We start from the raw sequence: 10,664 nt of genomic DNA, 5'->3' as shown, positions 1-10,664 counted from the left end.
GCACCGGCGCGGAGAAGCCGCGCAGCAGCGAGGGGGCCGGCGCTTCGCTGAGCCCGGTGAAGGTCACGCTCAGCGAGGGCTCGTCGAGCACGACGACGCCGCCGGCCTTCAGCGCCGGCGAGAGGCTGTTGAGCGGCAGGTCGCCATCCTTGCCGACGAGGCCGAGCGCCACGGGAATGACGACAGGCGCCTTCTCCGTCTGGCCGGAGGTCGGCGGCGTCGACTGGGCGAGGTCGAGCGTGAAGCTCTTCGCCGCGGCGTCGTAGCGGCCGCTCGCCACCACGGTCGGCGTGCCGGCCTGCTCGTACCATCTGGCGAAATGGCCGAGGTCTTGGCCCGAGGTCTCGATGAAGCAGTCGAGGAACTCTTCGATCGTCGCCGCCGTGCCGTCGCAGCGCTCGAAATAGAGGTCCATGCCGCGTGCGAAGGCGTCGTCGCCGATCAGCACCTTGAGCATGCGGATCACCTCCGCGCCCTTCTCGTAGACCGTCGGCGTGTAGAAGTTGTTGATCTCCTTATAGGCGCGCGGCCTGACCGGATGGGCGAGGGGGCCCGCATCCTCGGAGAACTGGGTCGAGCGCAGGGTGCGGACATCGGCGATGCGCTTCACCGGGCGCGAGCGCTCGTCGGAGGAGAATTCCTGGTCGCGGAAGACCGTGAGACCCTCCTTCAGGCAGAGCTGGAACCAGTCACGGCAGGTGATGCGGTTGCCGGTCCAGTTGTGGAAATACTCGTGGGCGATGATCGCCTCGATCGAGATGTAGTCGCCGTCGCTCGCCGTCTGCGGGTCGGCCAGCACGTATTTGTCGTTGAAGATGTTGAGGCCCTTGTTCTCCATCGCGCCCATGTTGAAGTCGGAGACGGCGACGACGTTGAACACGTCGAGATCGTAGTTGCGGCCGAAGACGCGCTCGTCCCAGCGCATGCAGCGCACCAGCGAGTCGAGCGCCCAGCCGGCGCGCCCGGCCTTGCCCGGCTCGACATAGACCGCAAGCTCGACCTTGCGGCCGTCGGCGGTGACATAGGGCTGGCGGACATGGTCGAGCCGGCCGCCGACGATCGCGAAGAGATAGGCGGGCTTGGGGTGCGGGTCATGCCAGACGGCGAAATGGCGCTCGCCGCCGGGAAGCTCGGCCGCGGCGACCAGATTGCCGTTCGCCAGCAGCACCGGCGCCTCGGCCTTCACCGCCTCCAGTCTGACGGTGTAGACGCTCATCACGTCCGGCCGGTCGAGGAAATAGGTGATCCGGCGGAAGCCGTCGGCCTCGCACTGCGTGCAGTAGACGCCGCTGGAGCGATACAACCCCATCAGCTTGGTGTTGGCGGCAGGGTTGAGCTCGGTCTCGATCCTGAGCGAGAAGGCCCGCTCGGGCGGGGAAGGCAGCGTCAGCGACTGCGGCGTCGCAGTGTAGAGAGCGGGGTCTAGCGGCACGTCGTCCAGCGCGATCGAGCCCAGCGTCAGCTCGTCGCCGTCGAGCACCAACGGTGCGCCGGCGCGGCCCTGCGGGTTCGGCCGCAGTTGCAGCAGCGCGCGGACCCGCGTGCGGCCCGCATCGAGCACGATGTCGAGGTCGACGGTATCGATCAGCCAGTCGGACGGGCGGTAATCCTCGAGGCGGATCATCGGGGTATCTTCGGCGCGCATGGCTCGTCCGATCATTGGAAGGCTGGTTGCTTGTCTTACAGGCTGGGCGGCCGATCCGAAAACCGGCCCGCGCCCAGCTTAGTGGTGTCCCGTGCTGGCGACCGGCTCGGCATGGCTGACCAGCCGGCAGACATCCGGGCGTGCCTGCCTGACCGCCCGTTCGATCGCGTCGACGGCGTGGTGCACGGCGGCAACGTCGAGTCCGCCCTCGGCTCGGCAGTGATAGTTGACGACGAGGCCGTTGCGGGTCTCGCGCACCCGCACCGAGTGGATGTCGCGGATCGGCCCGCCGGACTCGGCGGCGCGCGCCGCCTCCTGCGCGATCGCCTTGCCTATCGCCTCGACGGTCTCCCAGGCGGCGTTGTGCCCGCTGGGTTGGCTGGTCTCCATCGGCTCGATATGGGTCTCGACCTCGGTCTCGCCGCCGAACTCGGCCCGGATCGCGCTTTCCAGCCGGGTCGCGATGTCATGCGCCTCGGACAGCGGCAGGCCGGCATCGACCTCCATGTCCAGCGAGACGGAGAGGCGCCCCCCGATCGTATGGACGCTGACATGGTGCACCGGCACCTTCATCTTCAGCGCGATCAAGAGGACGCGCTCCAGCGCCGTTTCGTCATCGACCTGTACCGGATTGGCCGTGACGGTGATTTCGGCATTGGGCTCGGCGGCTGCCAGCGCCGCCAGCAACTCGGTCTTGATCGCGGTGACGCGGTCGAGCGGCAGCGTGCGCGAGACCAGGATCCCGATCTCGCCCTGGACCTGCCCGCCGGCCGGGCGCAGCTTCAGCCATTCGACAGCGACGATGCCCGGTACTTCGCCGGCAGCCTGCCGCAGCCGCTCCGACAGCCCCTTGGGCGCGGCGTCGATCAGCGTGTCGATGGTGCGCCGCCCGAGCCGGAAGGCGGTGAGGATCATGTAGAGCGCGAGACCGAGCGCGGTGGCGCTGTCGGCCATCGGCACGCCCATCCGCGACAGCACGAGGCCGGCGAGCACCAGCGCCGTGCCGACGAAATCGGTGGCAAAATGCGTCGCCTCGGCGGCGAGCGCTTCGCTGCGGGTGTCGCGCGCAACGGTCGTCAGGGCCCGCCAGCGCGTCGCGTCGACCATCAGCGAGAACAGGAGCACGCCGACGACGAGCGCGGTCACCTCGACCGGCGGCTCCGTACCGGCACGCAGGCGGTTGATCGCCTCCCAGAGGATCGCGCCCGAGAGCCCGAACAGGATCGCGGTCTCGAGCAGCGCAGCCAGCGCCTCGACCTTGCCATGGCCGTAATGATGCTCGTCGTCGGCCGGCTTGTCGGCGGCGCGCACCGCGAACCAGGTGAACAGCGTCGAGCCGATGTCGATCAGCCCCTGCAGCGCGTCGGTCAGAAGCGCGAGCGAGCCCGAGACCAGCGCCGCCGCGAATTTCGCCAGCGTCAGCAGCACGCTGGCGGCGACCGAGAGCGCCGCCGCCCGCTGCTTGATCCGCGACACCTCGGCCGAGGCGGCCGCCGTCGGCATGCGATCCTGCGTGTCGGTCATGGTAAGTCCGCGCGAGCCCTCTTGGCGAATGGCGGGTTTGGCCCGATCTATCGGCCAGATCAACCCTGGGAGAAGAACCGTGAGATATCTCCACACCATGGTGCGCGTCACCGACCTCGATGCCGCACTCGATTTCTACGTGACCAAGTTCGGCCTCGTCGAAACCCGCCGCATGGAGAGCGAGAAGGGGCGTTTCACGCTGGTCTTCCTGGCTGCGCCGGAGGATGCGGCGACGGTCAAGGAGCAGGGCAGCCGCGGCCGCCCGACCCTGGAGCTGACCTATAACTGGGATCCGGAGGTCTACACCGGCGGGCGCAATTTCGGTCACCTCGCCTATGAGGTCGACGACATCTACGCGACCTGCGACAAGCTGATGAAGGCCGGCATCACCATCAACCGGCCGCCGCGCGACGGCAACATGGCCTTCATCCGCTCGCCCGACAACATCTCGATCGAACTGCTCCAGAAGGGCGAGCCCAAGCCGCCGGCCGAGCCATGGCTGAGCATGCCGAACACTGGCGTCTGGTAGGCGAGCGTTTCCGACCGGGCGGCTTGTCCGCCCGGCGGTTTCGTCCCATGACCAATCAGGATGGCGCTCTGGTCGAGAGGCGCCGCCAGCGGGAGACGCGTCCTTGAACAAAGCCCTCTTCGGCCATCTCGACGACGGAACGCCGATCCACGAGGCGGTTCTGCATTCGCCCGGCGGCGCCGAGGCCAGGGTGATGGAATGGGGCGCCGTGCTGCGCGATCTCGTCGTGCCGCTGCCGGATGGAAGCCGTCAGCGCGTCGTGCTCGGCTTCCCCAACTTCGCGGACTATCCCGCGCATTCGCCGCATATGGGCGCGATCGCCGGGCGTTTCGCCAATCGCATCGGCCATGGCCGCTTCATGCTCGACGGCGTCTCCCATCGCACGCCGCTGAACCAGGGCGGCAAGCATTCGCTGCACGGCGGCGGACAGGGCTTCGGCAAGCGGCCCTGGACGATGATCCAGCACGACGAGGCGAGCGTGACGCTGGCGCTGGTCTCGGCCGATGGCGATGCAGGCTATCCCGGCACGCTGCGGGTCTGGTGCCGCTATGCGCTGGTCGATGGCGCGACCTTGCGCCTCGAACTCTCGGCCACCACCGATGCGCCGACCATCGTCAACCTCGCCCATCATTCCTATTTCCGGCTCGACGATGGCCCGGACATCCTCGACCATGAGCTTGAGGTCCGCGCCAATCTGACGACGCCCGTCGATGCCGACCTGATCCCCGATGGCTCGCTGGCCGATGTCGCCGGCACGCCCTTCGATTTCCGGAAGACCCGGGCGGTCCGTTTTGCCAACCCGGACGGCAGCCGCTTCTGGTACGACCACAACTTCATCCTGTGCCGCGACCGGCGCGAACAGGCGGCCGGCGGGCTCGAACTCGCCCATGCCGCAACGCTGCGCTCCCGTCGCTCCGGGCTTTCCATGGAGGTCTGGACCACCGAGCCGGCGCTGCAGGTCTATGACGGCGCCAAGCTCGCCACCCCGGTGCCGGGGCTGGACGGTGTTGCCTACGGCCCCAATGCCGGGATAGCGCTTGAGCCGCAGCATGTGCCGGATTCGCCGAACCTGCCGCATTTCCCGTCAACGGTGCTGCGGCCGGGCGAGGTCTATCGCCAGCTCAGTGAATTCAGGTTCGGAGTCTGAGCTTCATGGCCGGCGTCTTCTGTCTTGGTATCGCGACGCTGGACTATGTCTACAGCGTCTCGCATGTCCCGAACCCCGGCGAGAAGGATCGCGCCCGCGATCTCGTCGTCACCGGCGGCGGCTGCGCCGGCAGCGGCTCTGTCGCGGTTTCGCGTTCGGGCGGCAAGGCCTGGCTCGCGACCCGGCTCGGCGACGACCTGACTGGCGACGCGATCCTGGCGGACCTGCACGCCGAGGGCGTCGATACCTCCTATTCGCACCGCTTTGCCGAGTTGCGCTCGCCGGTTTCCTCGATCCTGATCGATGCTCAGGGCGAGCGCATGGTGGTGTCCTATACCGATCCCGCGACGCCGATCGAGCCGGACTGGCTACCCGCCACGCTTCCGGTCGGGGCGGATGCTGTGCTGGTCGATACGCGCTGGGGCGAGGGCTCGCTCGCGGCGCTGAAGCTGGCGCGGGCGGCCGGTGTGCCCGGCGTCATCGACGGCGACCGCCAGCCGACCCATCCCGAAATGGTCACCACCGCCAGCCATGTCGCCTATAGCGAGAAGGCGCTGACCGAGATCTGCGGCGAGGGCGACCCGCGCGAGGCGCTCGCCGGGCTGGCGCAGGGCGCCTCTAACTGGCTCGCCGTCACGCTCGGCCATCGCGGCGTCCTGTTCATGGAGAATGGCGGCATCGCCCATCTGCCGGCCTTTCCGATCGAGGCGGTCGACACGCTCGGCGCGGGCGATGTCTGGCACGGCGCCTTCGCGCTTGCGCTCGCCGAAGGGCAGAGCGAGCGGGCGGCGGTGCGCTTCGCCTCGGCCGTCGCGGCGATCAAGTGCAGCCGCTTCGGCGGCCGCTCCGGCACGCCGAAGCGCGACGAGGTCGAACGCTTCCTAGCTGCGCATCCCTGATTGCCTGCAGGCTGGGCGGCGCTGCCCGTAATTTGGGCAGCGCCCGGCGGGCTGGCCCTTGCCGGCGAATTCCGGGCACGAAAGACTGCGGCCGTCCGCCAGAGCCGGCCTGCCATGTATGCTCCCGCGCTGCCCTTGCCCGTCGATCCGCTGCTGCCGGCCTATGTCCGGGCCAGCGGCGGCGTCCGCCTGCGCTTTGGCGCGGTCGGCGCGCGCACCATGCGGCTGGAGGTCGCCGAGAGCGGCGGCTATCGCGCCCGTTTTCCGACCAGCCATGACGGCCGCTGCGAGGCGGTGCTGATCAACACCGCCGGCGGCATGGCCGGCGGCGACCGCGCCCGGACGCAGATCGCGCTCGACCCCGGGGCGCAGGCCGTCGTCACCACTCAGGCGGCCGAGAAGATCTATCGCAGCCAGGGCTCCGATACTCATGTGGATACAGAGATTGCCGTCGCGCCGGGGGCCGAGCTCGCCTGGCTGCCGCAGGAGACGATCCTGTTCTCGGGCGCGCGGCTGGCACGCAGCCTGAGCGTCGATCTCGCCGCGGATTCGCGCTTCATTGCCTGCGAGACGCTCTATTTCGGCCGTGCCGCCATGGGCGAGACGCTGCTGCATGGCTCAGTGCGCGACCGCTGGCGCATCAGGCGCGCCGGGCGGCTGGTCTTCGCCGAGGATCTGCGTCTCGAAGGCGCGATCGAGGAGACCTTGCGCCGCAAGGCGGTGGGGCAGGGCGCGCGCGCGATCTCGACCGTGCTCGCGACGGAGCCCGGACGGCTGGACGAGATCAGGGCATTCCTGGCCGAGGAAACCGTCTTCTCAGAGGTCGAGGCGGCGGCGGGCGCGCATGAAGGCTTCCTCCTGATCCGTCTCCTCGGCGGCGATGCGCAGGCCTTGCGTCGCGCCCTCGTCATGCTGCTCGGGCATCTGACCCGGCGTGCGCTGCCGCGCACCTGGTCAATCTGAGGAGTTGCAGCATGCTGCCGATCCAGGGTCTGAAATGCGTCTATGATACCGGCTCCCGCGGCTGGGCGATCGAGCTTTCGCTGAAGGCGGAAGATGAGGTCCTTGCCCGCCGCTTCGATGTCGATGGTCCCGAGGATGCCGAGATGCTGATCGAGGCTTTCGAGGAATCGACCGCCAGCAGCTTCGATCCGGAGAGCGGCGAGATCGTCTTCGCCTATGAATACGCCTCGCTCGACGAGGTGGACGAGGACGACCTGGAAGACGACGCCGCGGAGTCCGCAGACGAGGATTCCGAGGACGACGAAGACGAGGAAGAGGCAGAGAAGGCCAACGCATGAATCTGACGCCGCGCGAGAAAGACAAGCTGCTCATCGCCATGGCTGCCATCGTGGCGCGGCGCAGGCTCGAGCGCGGCGTCAAGCTGAACCATCCCGAAGCCGTCGCGCTGATCACCGACTTCGTCGTCGAGGGTGCGCGCGACGGCAGATCCGTCGCCGAGCTGATGGAGGCCGGCGCCCATGTGCTCAGCGCCGATCAGGTCATGGACGGCATTGCCGAGATGCTGCACGACGTCCAGGTCGAGGCGACCTTTCCCGACGGCACCAAGCTCGTCACCGTGCACGAGCCGATCCGCGGCTCCGCCGGCCGCCTGAAGCCGGGCGAGATCACCACCCTGCCGGGGGATCTCATCCTCAACGAGGGCCGCGAGAGCCTGACGCTGAGCGTCGCGAACACCGGCGACCGGCCGATCCAGGTTGGCTCGCATTATCACTTCTTCGAGGCCAATCCCGCGCTCTCCTTCGAGCGCGACAAGGCGAGAGGCTTCCGGCTCGACATTCCCGCCGGAACCGCGGTGCGCTTCGAGCCCGGCCAGACCCGCGAGGTCAGGCTGGTCGCGCTCGCCGGCAAGCGCGAGGTCTATGGCTTCCGCCAGGAGGTGATGGGTAAGCTGTAGCTGCGCAAAGCGAATGGCGGAGCCGGCCGATGACCGAAGCAGCAGGCGTGCAGCCCTCCCATCTTCCTGCGAACGGCAAAAAGAAATACGGCATCTGCGCGATCTCCGGCGCCGAGACGCCGCGCAAGAACCTGGTCTCGCTGGAGACGCTGCGCCCCTCGCTGACCGAGCGTATCCTCGCCGACTTTCCGCAACTGACCGAGCACAGCCTGATCAGCAAGGCCGAACTCGCGCGCTATCGCACCCGCTATGTCGAGGAGATTCTGCGCGAGGAGCATGGCGAATACTCCGATCTCGACCGCGAGGTCGTCGAGAGCATCGCGCGGCAGGATACGATCGCGAGCGACACCGACGACGAGTTCAACGAGAAGCGCAGCTTCGGCGAGCGGCTCTCGGACGGGCTCGCCAGTTTCGGCGGCTCCTGGGCCTTCCTGATCAGCTTCGCCGTCGTTCTGGTGGTCTGGATGCTGATCAATATCGCAGAGGGGCCGGGCGCCTTCGACGCCTATCCCTTCATCCTGCTCAATCTCGTCCTGTCCTGCCTCGCCGCGATCCAGGCCCCGATCATCATGATGAGCCAGAAGCGCCAGGAGCAGAAGGACCGCGCCCGCTCATCCAACGACTATCAGGTCAATCTCAAGGCCGAACTCGAGATCCGGCATCTGCACGAGAAGATCGACCATCTGATCACCCGGCAATGGCAGCGCCTGGCCGAGATCCAGCAGGTCCAGCTCGAGATGATGCAGGAAACGCAGCGCGACCAGGCCCGCAAGCTCGCCAAGGCCGCCGCCGGCAAGCGCAAGGGGCCCCGCAAGCCCAAGAACAGTGAACCAAAGACCGGTGAGACCGGCAATGGCGAGCCGCCCGAGCCGGGGACGGCTTCGGCCTGAGAATTGCCAGAGACATCGCAGGACCAGATCGGGAACCGACCATGCCCTTCGCCTTTCCGCGTAATGCCTATGCCGCCATGTTCGGCCCGACCACCGGCGATACGGTTCGGCTCGGCGACACCGAGCTCGTGATCAGGGTCGAGAAGGACTTCACCACCTATGGCGAGGAGGTGAAGTTCGGCGGCGGCAAGGTCATCCGCGACGGCATGGGCCAAAGCCAGGTGCGCAATGCCGACGGGGCTGTCGATACCGTCATCACCAATGCGCTGATCCTCGACCACTGGGGGATCGTGAAGGCCGATATCGGCATCCGGGCCGGCCGCATCTGCGCCATCGGCAAGGCCGGAAATCCCGACATCCAGGAGGGTTTCGGCAATTTTGCTCCGGAGGAGACGATCGTCGTCGGGCCCGGCACCGAGGTGATCGCCGGCGAGGGCAAGATCGTCACCGCCGGTGGCTTCGACAGCCATATCCACTATATCTGCCCGCAGCAGATCGAGGATGCGCTGATGAGCGGGCTGACCACCATGCTGGGGGGCGGCACCGGACCGGCCCATGGCACGCTGGCGACGACCTGCACGCCCGGCCCCTGGCATCTCGGCCAGATGATCCGCGCCGCCGACGCCTTCCCGATGAACCTCGCCTTCGCCGGCAAGGGCAATGCCGCCGTGCCGGGCGCCCTGATCGAGATGGCCGAGGCCGGCGCCTGCGCCCTCAAGCTGCATGAGGACTGGGGCACGACCCCGGCCGCGATCGACAACTGCCTTTCGGTCGCCGACGAATACGACGTCCAGGTGATGATCCACTCCGACACGCTGAACGAGTCGGGCTTCGTCGAGGACACGATCAAGGCCTTCAAGGGACGCACCATCCACGCCTTCCACACGGAGGGCGCGGGCGGCGGCCATGCGCCGGACATCATGAAGGTCGCGGGGCTGCCCAATGTCCTGCCTTCGTCGACCAATCCGACGCGGCCCTTCACCGTCAACACGCTCGACGAGCATCTGGACATGCTGATGGTCTGCCATCACCTGTCGCCCTCGATCCCCGAGGACCTCGCCTTCGCCGAGAGCCGCATCCGCAAGGAGACGATCGCCGCCGAGGACATCCTGCACGATTTCGGCGCGCTCTCGATGATGTCCTCGGATTCCCAGGCCATGGGGCGGATCGGCGAGGTCGTGACCCGCACCTGGCAGACCGCCCACAAGATGAAGGTCCAGCGCGGGCCGCTGCCCGAGGATGCCGGAACGGGCGCCGATAATTTTCGCGCCAAGCGCTATGTCGCGAAATACACAATCAACCCGGCGATCTCGCACGGCATTTCTCGCCATATCGGCTCGGTCGAGATCGGCAAGCTCGCCGATCTCGTGGTCTGGTCGCCGGCATTCTTCGGCGCCAAGCCCGACCTGGTGCTGAAGGGCGGCATGATCGCCGCTGCGCCGATGGGTGACCCCAACGCCTCGATCCCGACGCCGCAGCCGGTGCATTACCGGCCGATGTTCGGCGCCTTCGGCAAGGCCGTCAGCACGACCTCGCTGGTCTTCGTCTCGCAGGCGGCGATGGCGAACGGGCTGAAGGGCCGGCTCGGCACGGACAAGGAGATGGTCGCCGTCGAGAACACTCGCGGCGGCATCTCCAAGAAGAGCATGATCCACAACGACGCCACGCCCGATATCCGCATTGACCCCGAGACCTATGCGGTGATCGCCGATGGCGAATTGCTGGTCTGCGAGCCCGCGAAGGAACTGCCGCTGGCCCAGCGCTACTTCCTGTTCTGAGCCTGCGTCTCCGCGCGGAACCTCATTGCCGGCCTGCACGTTTGCCTCCCGTCGCAACAATGGGAGGTTGCCATGGCCAAATCCAAACCCGCGGGTCCGAAGGGCCAGCAGCCCGAGGCTCTTGCCACTTTCGCCGCCAGCGCCCGCAATGACGGGCGCAAGCCCAAGGAAATCGGACTGGAGGCGACGAAGGCGACGGCGCCGCTGAAAACGTCGCCGGCGGTGAAGCAGGATGCCGCCACCAAGGTTCTGCGCGAAGGCGTGCTCGGCAGGAAGCAGGGCGCCGACGCGGCGATCGACAAGCTTCCCGATCGCACGCGGCGGCGCTGACCGG

General features: G+C 67.7%; 11 protein-coding genes. 9 read left to right on the top strand and 2 right to left on the bottom strand.

Translation table 11 applies throughout. The features are described 5' to 3' along the window. A partial coding sequence (gene pepN, locus RKE40_RS17690) for an aminopeptidase N (RefSeq protein WP_316019544.1) occupies positions 1-1,645 on the bottom strand: 1,645 nt, incomplete at its 3' end. A 78-nt stretch (positions 1,646-1,723) separates the two neighbouring features. After that, positions 1,724-3,169: a cation diffusion facilitator family transporter gene (locus RKE40_RS17685; protein ID WP_316019543.1), complete on the bottom strand. Its 1,446-nt coding sequence runs from the start codon at positions 3,167-3,169 to the stop codon at positions 1,724-1,726. Positions 3,170-3,248: 79 nt separating this feature from the next. On the opposite strand from RKE40_RS17685, the gene RKE40_RS17680 reads away from it, so the two are divergent. From RKE40_RS17680 to RKE40_RS17640, 9 genes are all read left to right on the top strand, one after another. Further along, on the top strand, positions 3,249-3,698 hold the full coding sequence (locus tag RKE40_RS17680) for a VOC family protein (protein WP_316019542.1): 450 nt from the start codon (positions 3,249-3,251) through the stop codon (positions 3,696-3,698). Positions 3,699-3,801: 103 nt separating this feature from the next. Next, positions 3,802-4,845: an aldose epimerase family protein gene (locus RKE40_RS17675; protein ID WP_316019541.1), complete on the top strand. Its 1,044-nt coding sequence runs from the start codon at positions 3,802-3,804 to the stop codon at positions 4,843-4,845. A 5-nt stretch (positions 4,846-4,850) separates the two neighbouring features. Beyond that, positions 4,851-5,744 carry a PfkB family carbohydrate kinase gene (locus tag RKE40_RS17670; RefSeq protein WP_316019540.1) on the top strand — a complete coding sequence of 298 codons (894 nt, stop codon included), beginning with the start codon at positions 4,851-4,853 and terminating at the stop codon, positions 5,742-5,744. 114 nt (positions 5,745-5,858) lie between these two features. Then, a complete protein-coding gene (locus tag RKE40_RS17665; RefSeq protein ID WP_316019539.1) occupies positions 5,859-6,707 on the top strand; it encodes an urease accessory protein UreD in 849 nt (282 codons plus the stop codon). Between the two features lie 11 nt (positions 6,708-6,718). Then, on the top strand, positions 6,719-7,045 hold the full coding sequence (locus RKE40_RS17660; protein ID WP_316019538.1) for a hypothetical protein: 327 nt from the start codon (positions 6,719-6,721) through the stop codon (positions 7,043-7,045). Beyond that, positions 7,042-7,662, top strand: a complete 621-nt coding sequence (locus RKE40_RS17655) for an urease subunit gamma (protein WP_316019537.1) — start codon at positions 7,042-7,044, stop codon at positions 7,660-7,662. The genes RKE40_RS17660 and RKE40_RS17655 overlap by 4 nt, the downstream gene beginning before the upstream one ends. 29 nt (positions 7,663-7,691) lie before the next feature. Further along, positions 7,692-8,552, top strand: a complete 861-nt coding sequence (locus tag RKE40_RS17650; protein ID WP_316019536.1) for a DUF1003 domain-containing protein — start codon at positions 7,692-7,694, stop codon at positions 8,550-8,552. A gap of 41 nt (positions 8,553-8,593) precedes the next feature. After that, positions 8,594-10,330, top strand: coding sequence for an urease subunit alpha (gene ureC, locus RKE40_RS17645; RefSeq protein ID WP_316019535.1), 1,737 nt, complete (start codon positions 8,594-8,596; stop codon positions 10,328-10,330). A 72-nt stretch (positions 10,331-10,402) separates the two neighbouring features. After that, on the top strand, positions 10,403-10,660 hold the full coding sequence (locus RKE40_RS17640) for a hypothetical protein (RefSeq protein WP_316019534.1): 258 nt from the start codon (positions 10,403-10,405) through the stop codon (positions 10,658-10,660). Positions 10,661-10,664: the final 4 nt, after the last annotated feature.

The organism is Allobosea rubneri (assembly GCF_032464875.1).
GTDB classification, from domain to species: Bacteria; Pseudomonadota; Alphaproteobacteria; order Rhizobiales; family Beijerinckiaceae; genus Allobosea; species Allobosea rubneri.
The sequence above is the reverse complement of the archived record's forward strand: the minus strand, read 5'-3'. Positions and strand labels throughout refer to the sequence as shown.

What these genes read in the sequence shown, in the direction of transcription:
- RKE40_RS17685 (WP_316019543.1), bottom strand. Translation starts at nt 3,169, where the DNA reads ATGACCGACACGCAGGATCGCATGCCGACGGCGGCCGCCTCGGCCGAG.
- RKE40_RS17670 (WP_316019540.1), top strand. Translation starts at nt 4,851, where the DNA reads ATGGCCGGCGTCTTCTGTCTTGGTATCGCGACGCTGGACTATGTCTAC.
- RKE40_RS17665 (WP_316019539.1), top strand. Translation starts at nt 5,859, where the DNA reads ATGTATGCTCCCGCGCTGCCCTTGCCCGTCGATCCGCTGCTGCCGGCC.
- RKE40_RS17660 (WP_316019538.1), top strand. Translation starts at nt 6,719, where the DNA reads ATGCTGCCGATCCAGGGTCTGAAATGCGTCTATGATACCGGCTCCCGC.
- RKE40_RS17655 (WP_316019537.1), top strand. Translation starts at nt 7,042, where the DNA reads ATGAATCTGACGCCGCGCGAGAAAGACAAGCTGCTCATCGCCATGGCT.
- RKE40_RS17650 (WP_316019536.1), top strand. Translation starts at nt 7,692, where the DNA reads ATGACCGAAGCAGCAGGCGTGCAGCCCTCCCATCTTCCTGCGAACGGC.
- ureC (WP_316019535.1), top strand. Translation starts at nt 8,594, where the DNA reads ATGCCCTTCGCCTTTCCGCGTAATGCCTATGCCGCCATGTTCGGCCCG.
- RKE40_RS17640 (WP_316019534.1), top strand. Translation starts at nt 10,403, where the DNA reads ATGGCCAAATCCAAACCCGCGGGTCCGAAGGGCCAGCAGCCCGAGGCT.